General features: G+C 73.6%; 17 protein-coding genes. 8 read left to right on the top strand and 9 right to left on the bottom strand.

Annotation, left to right across the window (positions count from 1 at the left end):
- Positions 1-26: 26 nt before the first annotated feature.
- The 4 genes from AB0H37_RS08555 to AB0H37_RS08540 form a co-directional block, all read right to left on the bottom strand.
- Positions 27-1,712: a ribonuclease J gene (locus tag AB0H37_RS08555; RefSeq protein ID WP_360611973.1), complete on the bottom strand. Its 1,686-nt coding sequence runs from the start codon at positions 1,710-1,712 to the stop codon at positions 27-29.
- The gene (gene dapA, locus AB0H37_RS08550; protein ID WP_179833497.1) at positions 1,709-2,647 is read right to left on the bottom strand and encodes a 4-hydroxy-tetrahydrodipicolinate synthase; all 939 of its coding nucleotides are present in this window, start codon (positions 2,645-2,647) and stop codon (positions 1,709-1,711) included. Before dapA ends, AB0H37_RS08555 begins: the two co-directional genes overlap by 4 nt.
- 156 nt (positions 2,648-2,803) lie before the next feature.
- Positions 2,804-3,025 carry a hypothetical protein gene (locus tag AB0H37_RS08545; protein ID WP_185023197.1) on the bottom strand — a complete coding sequence of 74 codons (222 nt, stop codon included), beginning with the start codon at positions 3,023-3,025 and terminating at the stop codon, positions 2,804-2,806.
- Between the two features lie 139 nt (positions 3,026-3,164).
- Positions 3,165-4,199, bottom strand: coding sequence for a hypothetical protein (locus AB0H37_RS08540; RefSeq protein ID WP_360611972.1), 1,035 nt, complete (start codon positions 4,197-4,199; stop codon positions 3,165-3,167).
- A 239-nt stretch (positions 4,200-4,438) separates the two neighbouring features.
- On the opposite strand from AB0H37_RS08540, the gene AB0H37_RS08535 reads away from it, so the two are divergent.
- The gene (locus AB0H37_RS08535; RefSeq protein ID WP_179278875.1) at positions 4,439-4,615 is read left to right on the top strand and encodes a hypothetical protein; all 177 of its coding nucleotides are present in this window, start codon (positions 4,439-4,441) and stop codon (positions 4,613-4,615) included.
- Here the strand turns inward: AB0H37_RS08535 and AB0H37_RS08530 are convergent.
- Positions 4,605-5,594: a DMT family transporter gene (locus AB0H37_RS08530; RefSeq protein WP_360611971.1), complete on the bottom strand. Its 990-nt coding sequence runs from the start codon at positions 5,592-5,594 to the stop codon at positions 4,605-4,607. The two genes, AB0H37_RS08535 and AB0H37_RS08530, sit on opposite strands and share 11 nt — an antisense overlap.
- Between AB0H37_RS08530 and AB0H37_RS08525 the strand changes: the two genes are divergently transcribed.
- Positions 5,593-6,984 carry a PLP-dependent aminotransferase family protein gene (locus AB0H37_RS08525; protein WP_329093769.1) on the top strand — a complete coding sequence of 464 codons (1,392 nt, stop codon included), beginning with the start codon at positions 5,593-5,595 and terminating at the stop codon, positions 6,982-6,984. The genes AB0H37_RS08530 and AB0H37_RS08525 overlap by 2 nt on opposite strands.
- A gap of 5 nt (positions 6,985-6,989) precedes the next feature.
- On the opposite strand, the gene AB0H37_RS08520 is transcribed toward AB0H37_RS08525, so the two are convergent.
- Entirely contained in the window at positions 6,990-7,343 is a 354-nt protein-coding gene (locus AB0H37_RS08520) for a VOC family protein (protein ID WP_360611970.1), read from the bottom strand.
- Positions 7,340-7,594, bottom strand: a complete 255-nt coding sequence (locus AB0H37_RS08515; RefSeq protein WP_179833491.1) for a hypothetical protein — start codon at positions 7,592-7,594, stop codon at positions 7,340-7,342. Before AB0H37_RS08515 ends, AB0H37_RS08520 begins: the two co-directional genes overlap by 4 nt.
- Positions 7,595-7,700: 106 nt before the next feature.
- Here AB0H37_RS08515 and AB0H37_RS08510 point away from each other — a divergent pair, with 106 nt between their 5' ends.
- Genes AB0H37_RS08510 through AB0H37_RS08495 form a run of 4 tightly spaced genes read left to right on the top strand, consistent with a single transcriptional unit; the run spans position 7,701 to position 11,509 of the window.
- A complete protein-coding gene (locus tag AB0H37_RS08510; RefSeq protein WP_360611969.1) occupies positions 7,701-8,297 on the top strand; it encodes a CGNR zinc finger domain-containing protein in 597 nt (198 codons plus the stop codon).
- 52 nt (positions 8,298-8,349) lie between these two features.
- A complete protein-coding gene (locus tag AB0H37_RS08505) occupies positions 8,350-8,910 on the top strand; it encodes a GNAT family N-acetyltransferase (RefSeq protein ID WP_360611968.1) in 561 nt (186 codons plus the stop codon).
- Positions 8,911-8,958: 48 nt separating this feature from the next.
- Positions 8,959-10,608: an MFS transporter gene (locus tag AB0H37_RS08500; protein ID WP_360611967.1), complete on the top strand. Its 1,650-nt coding sequence runs from the start codon at positions 8,959-8,961 to the stop codon at positions 10,606-10,608.
- Positions 10,609-10,642: 34 nt separating this feature from the next.
- Complete coding sequence (locus tag AB0H37_RS08495) at positions 10,643-11,509, top strand: 1,4-dihydroxy-2-naphthoate polyprenyltransferase (protein WP_179838507.1); 867 nt, start codon at positions 10,643-10,645, stop codon at positions 11,507-11,509.
- On the opposite strand, the gene AB0H37_RS08490 is transcribed toward AB0H37_RS08495, so the two are convergent.
- Together AB0H37_RS08490 and AB0H37_RS08485 are read right to left on the bottom strand one after the other, a co-directional pair.
- On the bottom strand, positions 11,473-12,546 hold the full coding sequence (locus AB0H37_RS08490) for a hypothetical protein (protein WP_360611966.1): 1,074 nt from the start codon (positions 12,544-12,546) through the stop codon (positions 11,473-11,475). The genes AB0H37_RS08495 and AB0H37_RS08490 overlap by 37 nt on opposite strands.
- Positions 12,547-12,638: 92 nt before the next feature.
- Complete coding sequence (locus AB0H37_RS08485) at positions 12,639-13,313, bottom strand: uracil-DNA glycosylase (RefSeq protein ID WP_179833488.1); 675 nt, start codon at positions 13,311-13,313, stop codon at positions 12,639-12,641.
- 114 nt (positions 13,314-13,427) lie between these two features.
- Between AB0H37_RS08485 and modA the strand changes: the two genes are divergently transcribed.
- Together modA and ftsH are read left to right on the top strand one after the other, a co-directional pair.
- Positions 13,428-14,207: a molybdate ABC transporter substrate-binding protein gene (gene modA, locus AB0H37_RS08480; protein ID WP_360611965.1), complete on the top strand. Its 780-nt coding sequence runs from the start codon at positions 13,428-13,430 to the stop codon at positions 14,205-14,207.
- A 227-nt stretch (positions 14,208-14,434) separates the two neighbouring features.
- Positions 14,435-16,393, top strand: a complete 1,959-nt coding sequence (gene ftsH / locus AB0H37_RS08475) for an ATP-dependent zinc metalloprotease FtsH (RefSeq protein WP_229809868.1) — start codon at positions 14,435-14,437, stop codon at positions 16,391-16,393.
- Positions 16,394-16,400: the final 7 nt, after the last annotated feature.

The raw sequence follows: 16,400 nt of genomic DNA, 5'->3' as shown, positions 1-16,400 counted from the left end.
CCGCGGCCGTCCGGACGGCGGAGCCGCTAGACCTCGACGACCACCGGGATGATCATCGGGCGGCGGCGGTAGTTCTCGCTGACCCACTTGCCGACGGTGCGCCGGATCAGCTGGCTGATCTGGTGCACGTCGTTCACGCCGTCGCCGGCGGCGTCCCGCAGCACGTCCTCGATCCGCGAGATGACCTCGTTGAAGTCCTCGTTGACGATGCCGGCGCCGCGGGCGTGCACCTCGGGACCGGCGACGAGCTTGCCGGAGGTGGAGTCGAGGCCGATGACGATGGAGACGAACCCCTCCTCGCCGAGGATGCGCCGGTCCTTCAGGGAGGTCTCGGTGACCTCGCCGACCGACAGGCCGTCCACGTACACGTACCCGGCGGGCACCGCACCGACGATCTTGGCCTGGCCGTCCAGGAGGTCGACGACGACGCCGTCCTCGGCGATGACGATGCCGTCCTCCGGCACGCCGGTGAGCGCGGCGAGCTTGGCGTGCGCGCGCAGGTGCCGCCACTCGCCGTGGATGGGCATGAAGTTCGCCGGCTTGGTCATGTTGAGCACGTACAGCAGCTCGCCCGCCGAGGCGTGCCCGGACACGTGCACGAGCGCGTTGCCCTTGTGGACGATGCGGGCGCCCCACCGGGTGAGGCCGTTGATGACGCGGTTGACCGCGTTCTCGTTGCCCGGGATCAGCGAGGACGCCAGCATCACGGTGTCGCGGTCGGTGATGCGGATCGAGTGGTCGCGGTTGGCCATCCGCGACAGCGCCGACATCGGCTCGCCCTGCGAACCGGTGCACACCAGCACGAGCCGGTCGCCGGGGATGTCGTCGATCACCTTCTGCTCGACCATGATGTCCTCGGGGACGTTCAGGTACCCGAGTTCGCGCGCGACGCCCATGTTGCGGACCATGGACCGCCCGACGAAGCAGACCTTGCGGCCGTTGGCGACGGCGGCGTCAAGGACCTGCTGGACGCGGTGGATGTGCGAGGCGAAGCAGGCGACGATGAGCCGCCCCTGCGCCGTGCGGAACACCTCGTCCACGACCGGCCCGATGTTGCGCTCGCTGGTGACGAAGCCCGGCACCTCGGCGTTCGTCGAGTCCGACATCAGCAGGTCGATGCCCTCGGCGCCGAGCCGGGCGAACCCCGGGAGGTCGGTGAGCCGGCCGTCCAGCGGGAGCTGGTCCATCTTGAAGTCGCCGGTGTGCAGGACGAGCCCGGCGGGCGTGCGGACGGCGACGGCGAGCGCGTCCGGGATCGAGTGGTTGACGGCGAGGAACTCGCAGTCGAACGGCCCGAACGCGCGGCGCTCCCCCTCCGCGACCACGTTGGTCACCGGTTTGATGCGGTGCTCGGTGAGCTTGGCCTCCAGCAGCGCCAGCGACAGCCGCGAGCCGACCAGCGGGATGTCGCGGCGCTCGCGCAGCAGGTACGGGACGGCGCCGATGTGGTCCTCGTGGCCGTGCGTGAGGATGACGGCCTCGATGTCGTCCAGCCGGTCCCTGATGTACTCGAAGTCGGGCAGTATCAGATCGATGCCGGGCTGCTCGGTCTCGGGGAAGAGCACGCCGCAGTCGACGATGAGCAGGCGACCGCCGTACTCGAACACCGTCATGTTGCGGCCGATCTCCCCCAGCCCGCCGAGTGCGACGATCCGCAGCCCCCCCTTGGGCGGCGCGGGCGGTTCCGAGAGCTCCGGGTGAGGATGGCTCACCGGGCGACCTCCGGGATGACGACCTCGGGCACTTTGACTCCCCCTATCGTGAGGTCTTCGCGCAGGTGCGCCGCGAACTCCGGCGGGGCCTCCACCAGCGGCGCGCGAAGCGGGCCGCCTCCGGGGAGGCCGAGCAGGTTCAGCGCTGCCTTGACGGCGATGGCGCCCTGCGTACGGGTCATGATGGCGGCGACCACGGGCAGCAGCCGCCGGTGGATCTCCAGCGCCCGCCCGTGCTCGCCGGCGCGGTATGCGTCGATCATCTCATGGAGCTCGACGCCGACCACATGGCCGACCACGCTGACGAACCCCGCCGCCCCGACCGACAGCCACGGCAGGTTGAGGTTGTCGTCGCCGGAGTACCAGACGAGGTCGGTCTCGGCCATCACCCTGGACGCGCCGAACAGGTCGCCCTTGGCGTCCTTGACGGCGACGATCCGCGGGTGCTCGGCGAGCTGCACGAGCGTGTCGTTCTGGATCGGCACCCCGGCGCGGCCCGGGATGTCGTACAGCATGGTGGGCAGCGCCGTCGCGTCGGCCACCGCCGTGAAGTGGCGGACGAGGCCCTCCTGCGGGGGCTTGTTGTAGTACGGCGTGACCACGAGCAGGCCGTGCGCGCCCGCGGCCTCGGCCTGCCGCGCGAGTTTCAGGCTGTGCTCGGTGTGGTTGGTCCCGGCACCGGCGACGATCACGGCGCGGTCGCCGACCGCCTCGATGACCGCGCGCAGGAGTGTGCTCTTCTCTTCGTCGCTCGTCGTGGGCGACTCGCCCGTCGTCCCGTTGACGACGAGGCCGTCATGGCGCCGGTCGTCGACCAGGTGGGTCGCGAGGCGCGCGGCGCCGTCGTAGTCGACGCCGCCGTCCGGCAGGAACGGGGTGACCATGGCGGTCAGCATCCGTCCGAACGGAGCGTCAGTGGATGTGCTGGGTGCCATGCAACGAACGGTACCGTTCCGGCCCTTCCACTTGGACCCGCAGGTCGAAGCGGAACGGGAGAAATCGGGGAGGAAGCCGCCGCCACACGCTCGGGGGTACGCGTGGCGGCGGCTCCCACAACCGACATCGTGGCACGCAAATGCCGCGTTACGGGGTCAGTCCGGCCACGTCCCGGACTCGGTTGGATAACGTGACCCCGCGGTCATCTCATGCAGGCGGACGCGGAGCTCCTCGACGTCGTGCGTGCGCACGAGGTCGTTCCCCCGGACGGCCCACCATTGCCCGGACCCGCCCCGGCCGATCCGCCACCCGGCGAACTCGGCCGCCAGTTCGCCGATACGGTCGGCGTCGTGCCGCGCGGACTGCTGAGTGCCCATCGGCCGTCCCCACTTCCCTTTGCCATCCGCCTGTCGAGGCTTGACCTTCCGCACCCTCCACTACCCCCGGGATTGTGCGGGTATCCACCCCTTTTTACCTGGGCAAACGCGAGTTTCGGAACGTCGCGGCGTGGGTTTCTCAGCCGCCAAAACTTCCTGTCGCTTGGGGTAGCCAGGTGGCGCGGTAACGTGACCATTCGGCCGGACTGGTCGTCCAGTCCGCGTACACGCCGACGCCGTAGGGCCGCCTGGGCGGCCGTTCGAGATCATCGACCCCGCGCCGGACGCCGCGCAGGGCGACGGGCAGGTCCTCCGCCCACTCCATGAGGGGCCGGTACGTGGGGACGCCCATGAAGACCGTCGTGCGGTCGCCGATGAGCTCCAGCGTCGTGCGGGTGTGCCGGGCGAAGTGCCACCCGGCGAGGGAGCGCGTGGGCAGCGACACGTCGTAGGTCATGATCGCGACCTGGTCGGCACGGTCGGCGACGGCGCGCAGGAAATCCCGGGTGGGGCGCGGCGGATAGTGGAACTTCCCCGTGCGCGGCAGGAGCGCCTTGTAGATCGGCTGGGCCCCGTCCAGGAGGGTCTGCTGCTCCAGCGCCACCGACAGCAGCCTCCCCTTCGACCGCGTCAGCTCGCGGGTGGCGTCCATGAGCGCGAGGAAGGCGCGGTCATCGGGGTAGATCGGCTCGAAGTCGTAGTGGATGCCGTCGAACCCCAGGTCGAGGAAGGCCGCGTCCGTCCCGAGCACCCGCGCCCGCACGGCCGGGTCGTCAAGGTCGATGACGCCCTGGCCGTCCACCACCCGGATCTGCCCCAGGTAGGCCTGCGCGCGAACGCCCGGCGCGTACCGGTGCACGGCGGCGAGAAGCTGCCGCGCGTAGCGGTACTTGGCCTCGGGCACGGTGCCGTCCGCCTCGAACGGCCCCGCGTGGAAGAAGACGTCGGTGATGCGGTTCTCTTTCAGCAGCTCTCCGAGCGCCCTGTACTCGGCGTCGCTGTGGGGCTCCCCCACCCACTGGTGCCGCGCCCAGAGTGCGTTGGCCTCGGTGCCGCGCGCCCGGGGTTCGGGCTGCCACCACACCCAGACCCCGGCGAACACCAGCGCGGCGAGGCCGAGCACGTAGGCCGTCGCCCACCCCAGAATTCGACCGGCCCGCCCCATAACGCGCATCACGCAATCATGTCGGAAGATCCAGGCGCCAGGCGCGGGCCGCACCAGCGGCGCCCCAGCCGCGTCCCACGATCCGGCCATAAAACGATCATGGTTGGGACGTGTTCGCGCGCCGCGCGCGGCAGCGGTTGACAAGAGGGGAACCTTGTATCCACGAGGCGGCTCGTGGTGTCGACCCGTTGGTCTCGATGGGGGAGCCGCCCGGTCCTTACCGTCCACACGGATGGAGGTCAACCGGCATGCGAGTCCCACCTAGACAGGGTGAGCCCCGCCCCCTGATCAGCACGCGGGCCCTAGTGATCGTCCTGGTGGCGATCGGCGCAGCCGCCCTCGCCGCCGCCGCCCCGGATCTGGCGATCCCGATCGGGGTGGGCGTGGCGGTCATCACGCTCCTGGCCCAGATCGTCAAGGACTGACCTCACCGCGCCGCGCACGCCCGGCGGGCACTTCGGGCGCACGGGCCTGCGCGACGTCGGGCAGGGCGCGCCGGATGCGGGCGCGCTGGGTGAGGGCCACGCAGACCAGCACGGCCACGGCCGCCAGCGCGGTCGTGGCGTCGATCCGTTCGCCGAGGAGGACGCCCGACCAGAACAGGGTGAGCATGGGCTGGGTGAGTTGGATCTGGCTGGCGCGGGCGATCCCGGCCCGCGCCAGTCCCTCGTACCAGGCGAAGAAGCCGAGGTAGGCGGAGAAGACGGACACATAGCCGAAGCCGAGGACGGTGTGGGCCGTCCAGGCGGGGTGGGTCGTGGCGAGCAGCCACCCGGTGACCGGGACGGTGACGGGGGCCGCCAGGACGAGCGCCCAGGAGATGACCCGCCAGCCCGGCATGTCGCGGGCCAGGCGCGCGCCCTCGGCGTAGCCGGCCGCGCAGGTCAGAAGGGCGGTGAACAGCAGCAGGTCGGCGGGCGTGACGCGGCCCGCCCCGCGGACCAGGGCGAAGGCGGTGACGCAGGCCGCGCCGGCCGCGCTCGCGAGCCAGAAGGCGCGGGAGGGCCGCTCCCCCGCGCGCAGGACCCCGAGCACGGCGGTGGCTGCGGGCAGCAGCCCGACGACCACCGCCGAGTGGCCGGAGGTGGCGCCGTGGTCGAGCGCGAGCGTGGAGAACAGCGGGAAGCCGAAGACCACTCCGGCGACGACGACCGCGAGGCTCGCCCACTGCCCGCGGCGCGGCGGGCGCGCCCGGACCGATAGCAGTGCGACGGCGGCGAGGACGCTCGCGGCGGCGGAGCGGCCGATGCCGATCATGTACGGGTCGAGCCCTTCGAGCCCGAAGACCGTCGTCGGAATGGTGAGGGAGAAGGTCAGGACGCCGAGCGCCGCGAGCCCCAGGCCCGCCCCGCGGGTGCCGGCCGCTATCCGCGGGGGGACAGTAGCGCTATCTTTGTTCCTCATGAAAGACGATAGCAGTGTGGCGGCGCTGGCCGGCCGGCTGCGCGCGGAGGTCCGCCGGATGAGCCCCGGCGAGCGCCTGCCGTCGAGCCGTGCGCTGGTCGAGCGGGACCGGGTCAGCCCGGTCACGGTGTCGCGGGCGCTCGGGCTGCTGGCCGCCGAGGGCCTGGTGGTGACGCGGCCGGGCAGCGGGGCGTTCGCCGCGCCGCGGGCCGAGGCCGCCGCGGAACCGGCCGACTTCGGCTGGCAGGCGGTGACGCTCGGCGACCGGTCCGTGGACCCGTCCGGGGTGTCGTGGCTGCTCACCCCGGCGCCGGACGGCGTGGTCGCGCTCAGCGGCGGCTATCTGCACCCGACGCTCCAGCCGGTGCGGGCGCTCGCGACGGCGGCGGCGCGGGCGGCCCGGCGCCCGGACGCGTGGGAGATGCCGCGGCTCGGCGGCGCGCCGGAGCTGCGCGCCTGGTTCGCCCGCACGGTCGGCGGCGCCGTCGCCCCCGCCGACGTGCTGATCACGAGCGGCGGCCAGCAGTCGCTGACGACCGTGCTGCGGGCACTGCTCCCGCCGGGCGCCCCGATACTGGTCGAGTCGCCGACGTACCTGGGCGTCCTGGCGGTGGCGCGGGCGAGCGGGCTGCATCCGGTGCCCGTCCCGGTGGACGCGGGCGGCGTCCGTCCCGACCTGCTCGCCGAGGCGTTCGCGATCAGCGGGGCGCGCGTGTTCTACACCCAGCCCGCCTTCCACAACCCGACCGGCACGGTGCTGGGGGCCGAGCGGCGCGAGCGGGTGCTGGACGTGGCGCGCGCGGCGGGCGCGTTCGTGGTGGAGGACGACTTCGCGCGGCACCTCGGCATCGACGCGCCCCCGCCGCCGCTGATCGCGCAGGACGCCGACGGCCGGGTCGTGCACGTCGCGTCCCTCACCAAGGCGACCGCGCCCAGCCTCCGGGTGGCGGCGGTGGTCGCCCGGGGGCCGGTCGCCGAGCGGATCCGCGCGACGCAGCTCGTCGAGGAGTTCTTCCCCGCGAGGCCGCTGCAGGAGACGCTGCTGGAGCTGGTCAGCTCGCCGGTGTGGCCGCGCCACCTGCGGGCCGTCCGGACCGCCCTGCGCTCACGCCGGGACGCGCTGCTCACCGCGTTCGCCCGCGACCTGCCGGAGCTGCGGGTGAACCGCCCGGCGGGCGGTCTGCACCTGTGGGCCCGGCTGCCGGACGGCGTGGACGACACCGCGCTGGCCGAGGCCGCGCTGCGCGCCGGCGTCCTGGTCAGCGCGGGGCGCCCGTTCTTCCCCGCCGAGGCCCCCGCCCCCCACCTGCGGATCAGCTACGGGACGGCGGCGTCGGAGGCGGAGCTGGCCGAGGGCGTGCGCCGCCTCGCCGCCGTCCTGCGGTCATGAGGCGGTCATGAGGCGGTGCAGAGGCAGAACTCGTTGCCCTCGGGGTCGCGCCAGACCTGGAACGGGTGCGCCGGCTTCCCCGCGGGCCCGCCGGCAGGGGTGGCGCCGAGGCTCGCCGCCCGCTCGCCGGCGGCGCGGATGTCCGGGACGTCCAGGTCCAGGTGCAGCCGGTTCTTGACCTTCCTGCCCTCGGGGACGCGCTGGAACGACAGGATCGGCCCGCCCGCCCCGAGCGGCTCCAGGTCGAGCCAGTCGTCGCTCTGCGCCGTCGTCTTCATGCCGAGGAGGCCGCCCCAGAAGGCCGCCATGGTGTCCAGGTCGGCGCAGTCGATGACGAGGTTGCCCACCTTCGGGTTCATCGCACGGCTCCCGCCGCCCGGACCGGGTGCGCCGCGGCGCGGGCGCAGTAGGGAGCGGGAGGCGTGCGCCGCACCAGGTGCAGCCCGCCGACCCGGCCGAGGATCCAGGCGCGCTTCTGGGCGGCGCGCTCCTGCGCCCGTGCGCGGGCGACGAGCCTCGCCTCGACGATGTCGGCGTGCAGGCGGGCGTACTCGCGTTCGGCCCAGGCGTGGCGCGTCGCGAGCGCCCCGAAGTACGGCAGCTCGTTCATGGTCGTCCTCCCGTTCGTTGACACCTCCCAAACCGTAATGCCGGTGTTGCGCCTCGCGCAACCAGTGAACGCTTTATGCCGGTGTCGATCCTTGGTAGAGTTCCCCATGGACGAGCAGGAGGGCGCGATGGCCGGCACCGAGACGGGCGAGGGCCCCGCGCTGCCTCCGGCCGACCCGGCGCTGCTGCTGGCGGACTTCGTCAACACGCTCGACGTCGAGTCCGCCTCCGACGAGATCGCCACGCCCGCCGGACTCGCCGGATGGCTGGCCGGACGCGGGCTCGTCCCCGAGGGCGCCGGTTCCGACGACGCCGACGTCCGCACCGCCGTCGCGCTGCGCGAAGGGCTCCGCGAGGCCATGGAGGCCCACCACGGGCCGCACGAGGCCGACCTTCCAGACGATCTGGAGGACGTGCTGGCGGCCCTGCCGCTGCGCGTCACACTGGCCGGTCCGCGTCCCGCGCTCGTCCCGCTCGACCCGCCCGGCGCCGCCGCCGGCGGCCTGGCCCGGCTCGCCGCCGCGGTCATGGACTCGGTCGCCGCCGGGACCTGGCCGCGCCTGAAGACCTGCCAGATCGACAACTGCCGCTGGGCGTTCCTCGACACCTCCAAGAACCGCTCGCGCACCTGGTGCTCGATGCAGAGTTGCGGCAACCGCGCCAAGACCCGCGCCTACCGGGCGCGGCGGCGCGCTTCGGCGTAGCCGGCGCTCGCTAGGGTGGGCCGGGATCCCGGCGAGAGGACGTGAGCACGGCATGGCGGATGTGGCGGTGCGGCCCGCGCGGCGCGCGGACGCGGCCGCCGTCGCCGACATCCAGGTGCGGGCGTGGCGGCACGGTTACGGCGACCTGCTGCCGGCGGACGTCCTGAGCCAGGTGACCGGCGACACCGCGGTGGAGCGATGGCGCGACAGGTGGGCGGAGGCGGCCACGGCGCCTCCGAGCCCGCGGCACCGGCTTCTGGTCGCGGTGGCCTCCGACATCGTGGTGGGCTTCGCCGCGCACGCCCCGGCCGAGGACGCCGACCTCGACCCGGCCGGCGCCGCCGAGCTGATCACCTTGCTGGTCGACCCGCTGCACACGCGCGCCGGGCACGGCAGCCGGCTGCTCGCCGCCACCGTGGACCTGCTCCGCGAGGACGGCTTCACGACCCTGGTCTCCTGGGCGTTCGAGGGCGACGAGGTGACGCGGACGTTCCTCGGTTCGGCCGGGTGGGCGCCCGACGGGACGTCCCGGACGCTCGACATGGGCGAGCCCGTCCGGCAGATCCGGCTGCACACCGACATCAGCGCCCCGCCGGACGGGACGGGCTCCTAGCCAGGGGTCGGTGAGGCGCACGGGCGATCCGGCCATATCTTGGAGGTCGTGCCCGAGTCCACTTTCCTGACGCCGCCCCGTGCAGCCGCACCGGCGCCCTCCGTCCGGCACCGCCGGCTCGGCCTGGTCGTGATGAGCCTCGGCGTCTCGCTGGTCGTCGTGGACGCCACGATCATGGGCGTGCTGCTGCCCCGGATCGTCTCCGACCTGGGCCTTTCCACCTCGGGTGCGGAGTGGGCGACCTCGGTGTACTCGCTGGTGTTCGCCGCGCTGCTCATCCCGTTCGGGCGGCTGGGCGACCTGGTCGGGCGCCGCCGGATGTTCGTGCTCGGGGCGGCGGTGTTCGCGGCGGCGAGCCTCGCCGTCGCGCTGGCCCCCGGCGGCGCCGCCCTGATCGGCGCGCGGGCGCTGCAGGGCATCGGCGCCTCGATGCTCATGCCGGCGACGCTGTCCACGGTGAACGCGGTGTTCACCGGGCGGGACCGGGCCGTCGCCTTCGGCGTCTGGGGCTCGATGATCAGCGGCATGGCGGCGCTCGGGCCGCTCGCGGGCGGCGCGCTGGCCACCGGCGGCGGCTGGCGGTGGGCGTTCGGGGTGAACCTGCCGCTCGGCGCCGTCCTGATCGCCGGGGCGCTGCGGTTCATGCCCGAGACGCGCTCGCCCCTGCCGGGCGGCGCGCGGCGCGAGATCGACTGGGTGGGCGGCGCGCTGGCCGCCCTCGGCCTCGGCGCGCTGGTCTGGGGGATCATCGAGGGGCAGACGTACGGCTGGTGGACCGCGACGCGCCCGTTCACCGTCGGCGGGTTCCACTGGCCGGAGGCCGCCACGTCCCCCGTCCCCGTGGTCCTGGCGCTCGGCGCCGTGCTGATCGCGGCTCTGGTCGTGGTCGAGCGGTCCCGGGCGACGGCGGGCCGGCCGGTGATGCTCGACCTGGCGCTGTTCCGCATCCCCAACTTCCGGCGCGGCAACCTGACCTCGGCGCTGATCAACGTCGGCGAGCTCGGGCTGCTGTTCGTCCTGCCGCTGTTCCTGCTGGGCGTGCACGGCACGAACCCGCTGCAGATCAGCCTGGCGATCCTGCCGCTGGCCGTCGGCGCGTTCGTGTCCGGCGGGTCCGCGGGCAGGCTCGCCGACAGGCGCGGCCCCCACCGCGTCGTGCAGATCGGCCTGGTCCTGGAGGTCGCCGCGGTCCTCGGGCTGGCCCTCACCGTCTCCGCGACGACGGGCGGGCTCGGTCTCGCGCCGTGGATGCTGCTGTACGGGCTGGGCCTCGGCCTGACGTCGGCGCAGCTGGCGAACGTCTCGCTCGCGGACGTCCCGCCCGCGCAGTCGGGCCAGGCGTCCGGCACCCAGTCGACGGCCCGGCAGGTCGGCGCGGCCCTCGGCATCGCCGCGATCGGGACGGTGTTCGCGACCAGCCTCGGGCACGCGATGACCGACCGGCTGGCGGGATCGTCGCTGAGCCCGGAGCGGCGGGCGGCCCTCGCCCACGACCTGCGCCACAGCGCCGGGACCTCCGGGCGTGATCTGCACGACACGCCGGGGCTGGCCGCCGAGGCGCACGCCGCGGACGCCAGCCTCGCCGCCGCCACCAGGAACGCGGCCCTGACCACCGCGGCGATCCTCGCCCTCGGGCTCGGGCCCGCGCTGCGGCTGCGCCCGAGCACTGATCTTCATCGGGAAGAATCGAAGCGCTAGTCCCCCTGTCGTCCCACGAGAACAAGCGGTGACTGTGGCCACGCTCTCCCAATGGGTCGCCGGATCCCGGCCCCGCACCCTGCCCGCGTCCCTCGTTCCCGTCGTCGTCGGCACCGGCGTCGCGGCGGGCGAGGGCGACCCCGTCTGGTGGCGCGGCGTCCTCGCCGCCGTCGTCGCCCTCGTGCTGCAGATCGGGGTGAACTACTCCAACGACTACAGCGACGGCATCCGCGGCACCGACGAGGACCGTGTCGGGCCGCTGCGGCTCGTCGGGTCGAAGGCCGCCCCGCCCAGGCAGGTGCTGGCCGCCGCGCTCGGCTGCTTCCTCGTCGCCGCCGTGGCCGGGCTCGTCCTGGCCGCCGTGACGACGTGGTGGCTGCTGCTCGTCGGCGCGTTCGCGATCCTCGCCGCCTGGTTCTACACGGGCGGCAAGACGCCGTACGGGTACCGCGCGCTGGGCGAGGTCTCGGTGTTCGTCTTCTTCGGCCTGGTCGCCGTCGTGGGGACGACCTACGTCCAGATCGAGGAGCTGCCGTGGGAGGCGTGGGCGGCAGCGGTCCCGATCGGGCTGCTGGCGTGCGGGATGCTCGTCGCCAACAACCTGCGGGACATCCCCACCGACCGGGAGTCGGGCAAGCGGACCCTCGCCGTCCTGCTGGGCGACCGCTGGACCCGGATCCTGTACGCGGCGTGCACCGCGCTGCCGTTCATGTTCGTCCTGGCCCTGGCGGCGCCGCACCCGTGGGCGCTGCTCGCTCTGCTGGCGGCGCCGCTGTCGCTGCCGCCGACGCAGAAGGTGCTGAACGGCGCGGTCGGCCCCGCCCTGATCCCGGTGCTCGGCGAGACCGGCCGGCTGCAGATCGCCTACGGCGTGCTGCTGGCGGTCGGCCTGGCGCTCTGACTCCCGGCCAGAGCGCTCTGACTCCCGGCCAGAGTGCTCTGGCTCTCGGCCAGAGTGCTCTGGCTCTCGGCCAGCAGGAAGGCGCCGGTGAGGCCGGTGACGAGCCCGGCGAGCACCCCGGCGAGGGCGACCAGGCCCGTGGCGGAGGCGGCGTCCGGCGCCAGGAAGCCCGGCCGGCCGAGCACCACGAGCAGCCCGTAGAGGGACGCCGCGAACATGGTGCCGGAACCGGCCCAGGCGACGGCCAGCGGCACCACGAACCGGCCCGGGCGGCCCGCGCGCCGGACGATCAGCACGAGCGCGGCCGCGGCGGCGACGGCCAGCAGGCCCTCGACGCCGTCGGCCGACTGCTGGGCCAGGTTGCGGTCGGCGGCCTCGTGGCCGTGGAGGCCCGCCGTCCCTCCGAACGCCCAGAACAGCTGCACGGCCGCGAAGACCGCGGCCGGGACCGCCGCCCCGCGGGCCAGGAGCACCTGCAGCGAGTGGGACGGGCCCTCGGGGAGGCTCCTGGTGCGGATCTCGAACGTGCGCGGCCACCGATCGCGCGCGTACAGGACGAACGCCGTCAGCAAGCCGAGGCCCTGCACGGTGAAGCCCGAGTAGACGACGCCGTACACCCAGCCCTGGAGCGCGTTGTCATCGCCCATGAGCGGCTCGGACGAGAAGAACGTCTGCAATAGGGTGCCGAGCGGGACGGCGAGGACGATCGGCGCGAGCAGGCCGACCGCGACCCAGATCGGCGCCAGCACCAGCCATGCCGGGAGTCGGCGGCCCCAGCGGAAGGTGAACGCCGCCGCCACCAGCACGGCCGCCGCGTCCATGCCGAGGGTGATCGCGTTGCCCACGTACAGCGCGGAACCCTCGGCCGCGGCGGCGTCGCTCCAGCCGACGGTGCTGCCCGAGAGCCACGCGATCTTGATGGTGAGGTAGGGGACGCACGCGGCGATCGTCGCCGCGCAGACGGCCAGGCGCACGCGCCCCGGGCCGCCGTGCGCGGCGAGCGTCCGCCCGGCGGGCCGGTGAACGGAAAGGGTCATGGACCCGACGATCCACCGGGCCGCCCGCCCCGCGCCTCCCGCCGCGGAGGGAGAGCGGGCCCACCGCTCCCCCGCGGGGGTGAGACGACCGGCTAGGCCCAGTCGATCTCGGCGCGGCCGGCGTCGACGAGGGCCTTGTTGACGGCGCTGAACGGGCGGGTCCCGAAGAACTTCTTGGCGCTGAGCGGGCTCGGGTGCGCCGACTCGATCACGGTGTGCTGGGGACCGGTGATCAGCCGGGCCTTCTTGCGGGCGTAGGCGCCCCAGAGGACGAACACGACGCGCTCGCTCTTGTCGTTCAGCGCGCGGATCGCGGCGTCGGTGAAGTCCTCCCAGCCCTTGCCCGCGTGCGAGCCCGCCTCGCCGCCCCGGACGGTCAGCACCGCGTTCAGCAGCAGCACGCCCTGGTCGGCCCAGCGGGTCAGGTCGCCGGACACCGGCGCGGGGACGCCGAGATCGGACGCCAGCTCCTTGTAGATGTTGCGCAGCGACGGGGGGAGCCGCACGCCCTCGCGCACGCTGAAGCTCAGCCCGTGCGCCTGGCCGGGGCCGTGGTAGGGGTCCTGCCCGAGGATCAGGACCCGGGCGCTGTCGAACGGGCAGTGCCGGAACGCGTTGAACAGGTCCTCGCGCGGCGGGTAGACGGTCTGCCCGGCGTACTCCCCCGCGACGAACGCGCCCAGTGCGGCGGTGCCGATCGGATCGAGCAGCGGGTCGAGCCGCTCGCGCCAGTCGCCGGGCAGCAGTTCCATCAGGTCGAGGGACATCGTCGGGCCTCCGAGAAACGTGATCTCCAGTTGCCCGGAACACTAGTGCGGGCCTCTGACACGCCAGGGCCGAATCCAGGGACTCCGAACCCCCCGGCCCTAGGATGAGATCAAATGCCCGTTTCCCCCCACCGGCTGCGCCTTCGCGCGTCCGCGCTGCTCGCGGCGTTCGTCCTGCCCGCCCTCGGCGCGGGCTGCGGCGGCCCCTCCGGGCCGGCGACGCTCACCGTCCTCGCGACCTCCTCGATGACCGAGGTGCTCGGCGAGATCGGGGAGGCCTACCACCAGCAGAACCCGGCCGTCAGGCTGCGGTTCGCGTTCGGCGGGACGCCGGAGATCGCCGACCGCCTCGCCGAGCACGAGCCCGCCGACGTCCTGGTGACGGCCGACGGGCCGAGCATGGACGAGGCCGACGAGTACCTGGGCGGGCGCCGCCGCGTCATCGCCCGCGACGCGCTCACGATCGCGGTCGGGCCGGGCAACCCCCGCCGGATCCGGGACCTGCGGGACCTGGCGCGGCCGGGCCTGCGGGTGGTCGTCGGCGCCGGGACGGTCCCCGTCGGCCGCTACACCCGCCAGGTCCTCGCCAAGGCGGGCGTGACCGTCCGGTGGAGCAGCGAGGAGATCGGCGCGCGGGCGGTCCTGGACCGGGTCCGCGCCGGCGAGGCCGACGCGGGCATCGTCTTCGTCACCGACCTGAACTCGGCCGGGATCGCGGCGAGCAGCGTGCCCATCCCGGCGAACCAGAACGTCACGGCGTCCTTCCCCGCCGCGGTCGTCCGCGACAGCGGCCACGAGGACGCCGCGAACGCGTTCGTGGCCTGGCTGGTCACGCCCGACGCGCAGCGGCTGTTCAACAAGTACGGATTCGTCACACCCGCCGCTCCCCAGTGACCCGGGGGAACGGATGGGGGCCGACTTCCGTTTACCTCCCCGGAGCCCCCCAGGGCTCGGGAACACCTGATCGCCCCGGTCTCCGGGGCGCGTTGTACGGGGAGATGCGACACGTGCCGGACCAGCGACCCGCGCCACAGCCCAACGGGACACCGCGACCGAACGGGACGCCGCCGAACGCCGGCGCGCATCACTCCGGCACGGCCGAGCCCAGCAGACGCCAGTCGGTGCCGCCCCGCAGCGACCCCGACCAGCCCTGGCGCGCCGAGGGCGTGCCCGACCGGAGGGACAAGCGGGCGCGCGGTCTGCGCGGGGGCGGGTGGAAGCCGAACCGGAACAACGCGGTCTTCTGGGCGCTGCTGCTCGCCGTCTTCGGGCTGAGCTACGTCTCCATGCACCTCACCGGCCAGAAGGAGCGGGTGACGGTCCCCTACACGGCGTTCACCCAGCAGGTCGCCGCCGGGAACGTGAAGGACGTCTACACCAAGGGCTACCAGATCCAGGGCCAGCTGAAGAGCAAGCGGGCGGTCCCGGGGCACGCGGAGAAGACCTACTCCTCGTTCGAGACGCTGCGTCCCGCGTTCGCCGACGACAAGATCTACACGGAGATGGTGCAGAAGGGCGTCGAGGTCGAGGCCAAGCCGGTCAACGAGGACCGCGGCCTGCTCGCCAACCTGCTGCTGTCGCTGCTGCCGACCCTGCTGTTCGTCGGCCTGTGGATCGGCGTGATGGTGTGGCTGCAGCGCCGCATGGCCGGCGGCGGGGGCGGCCTCATGGGCGGCTTCAACCGCTCCCCCAAACCCGTGGCCGCGGACGACAAGCGCGCCACGTTCGCCGACGTCGCCGGCATCGACGAGGTCGAGGCGGAGCTCAGCGAGATCGTCGACTTCCTCAAGGACCCCGGCAAGTACCGCCGGATGGGCGCCCGCGTCCCCCGCGGCGTGCTGCTGACCGGCGCGCCCGGCACCGGCAAGACGCTGCTCGCCCGCGCCGTCGCCGGCGAGGCCGACGTCCCGTTCTACTCCGCGGCCGCGTCGGAGTTCATCGAGATGGTCGTCGGCGTCGGCGCCGCCCGCGTCCGCGAGCTGTTCACCGAGGCCCGCAAGACCGCCCCCTCGATCATCTTCATCGACGAGATCGACACCATCGGGCGGGCGCGCGGCGGCGGCGCCAGCATGGGCGGGCACGACGAGCGCGAGCAGACCCTCAACCAGATCCTCACCGAGATGGACGGCTTCTCCGGCTCCGAGGGCGTCGTCGTGATCGCCGCGACGAACCGTCCCGACATCCTGGACCCGGCCCTGATGCGCCCCGGCCGGTTCGACCGGCAGGTCGCGGTGTCCCCGCCCGACCTGGACGGCCGCGTCGCGATCCTCGGCGTGCACACCCGCGACGTCCCGCTCGCCGCCGACGCCGACATCCTCTCGATCGCGAGGATGACGCCCGGGATGACCGGCGCCGAGCTGGCCAACCTGGTCAACGAGGCCGCGCTGCTCGCCGTCAAGCGCGAGAAGGGCGCCGTGGACATGGACGACCTCCAGAGCGCCCTGGAGAAGGTGCAGCTCGGTACCCGGCGCTCCCTGGTCATGCCGTTCGAGGAGCGCCGCCGCACGTCCTACCACGAGTCCGGGCACGGCCTGCTCGGCATGCTGCAGCCGGGCGCCGACCCCGTCCGCAAGATCACGATCGTGCCGCACGGGCGCGCTCTCGGCGTCACCGTCTCCACCCCCGACGACGACCGCTACGCCTACGACGAGCGCTACCTGCGCGGCCGCATCATCGGCGCGCTCGGCGGCATGGCCGCCGAGGAGCTGGTCTTCGGCGTGATCACCACCGGCTCGGAGAGCGATCTGGAGCAGGTCACCAAGATCGCCCGTGGGATGGTGGGCCGCTGGGGCATGTCCCAGAAGATCGGCCCTCTGTCGATCCTCCCCGCGGACGGCTCGGACCCGATGGGCCAGTACGCCGCCCAGGGCACCCTGGACGCCGTCGACCTGGAGGCCCGCCGGATCGTCGACGAGTGCTACGCCGAGGCCCTGGAGACCCTCCGCACCCACCGCGACAAGCTGGACTCCCTGGCCGCCGCACTCCTGGAGAACGAGACCCTCGACGAGACCGCCGCCTACGCCGCCGCCGGCGTCGACCGCACCATCCGCGAGGTGGACCTCTCCAAAACCCGCCTCTGAGAACGTC

The organism is Actinomadura sp. NPDC023710, from assembly GCF_040639875.1.
In the GTDB taxonomy this organism is placed as follows: Bacteria; Actinomycetota; Actinomycetes; order Streptosporangiales; family Streptosporangiaceae; genus Spirillospora; species Spirillospora citrea.
Note: the sequence above shows the minus strand (reverse complement) of the source record. Positions and strands in the feature narration are given on the sequence as shown.

Bases quoted from the DNA above. Each gene is read 5' to 3' on its own strand.
- dapA (WP_179833497.1), bottom strand. From the start codon at position 2,647: ATGGCACCCAGCACATCCACTGACGCTCCGTTCGGACGGATGCTGACC.
- AB0H37_RS08545 (WP_185023197.1), bottom strand. From the start codon at position 3,025: ATGGGCACTCAGCAGTCCGCGCGGCACGACGCCGACCGTATCGGCGAA.
- AB0H37_RS08540 (WP_360611972.1), bottom strand. From the start codon at position 4,199: ATGCGCGTTATGGGGCGGGCCGGTCGAATTCTGGGGTGGGCGACGGCC.
- AB0H37_RS08535 (WP_179278875.1), top strand. From the start codon at position 4,439: ATGCGAGTCCCACCTAGACAGGGTGAGCCCCGCCCCCTGATCAGCACG.
- AB0H37_RS08525 (WP_329093769.1), top strand. From the start codon at position 5,593: ATGAAAGACGATAGCAGTGTGGCGGCGCTGGCCGGCCGGCTGCGCGCG.
- AB0H37_RS08530 (WP_360611971.1), bottom strand. From the start codon at position 5,594: ATGAGGAACAAAGATAGCGCTACTGTCCCCCCGCGGATAGCGGCCGGC.
- AB0H37_RS08520 (WP_360611970.1), bottom strand. From the start codon at position 7,343: ATGAACCCGAAGGTGGGCAACCTCGTCATCGACTGCGCCGACCTGGAC.
- AB0H37_RS08515 (WP_179833491.1), bottom strand. From the start codon at position 7,594: ATGAACGAGCTGCCGTACTTCGGGGCGCTCGCGACGCGCCACGCCTGG.
- AB0H37_RS08510 (WP_360611969.1), top strand. From the start codon at position 7,701: ATGGACGAGCAGGAGGGCGCGATGGCCGGCACCGAGACGGGCGAGGGC.
- AB0H37_RS08505 (WP_360611968.1), top strand. From the start codon at position 8,350: ATGGCGGATGTGGCGGTGCGGCCCGCGCGGCGCGCGGACGCGGCCGCC.
- AB0H37_RS08490 (WP_360611966.1), bottom strand. From the start codon at position 12,546: ATGACCCTTTCCGTTCACCGGCCCGCCGGGCGGACGCTCGCCGCGCAC.
- AB0H37_RS08485 (WP_179833488.1), bottom strand. From the start codon at position 13,313: ATGTCCCTCGACCTGATGGAACTGCTGCCCGGCGACTGGCGCGAGCGG.
- modA (WP_360611965.1), top strand. From the start codon at position 13,428: ATGCCCGTTTCCCCCCACCGGCTGCGCCTTCGCGCGTCCGCGCTGCTC.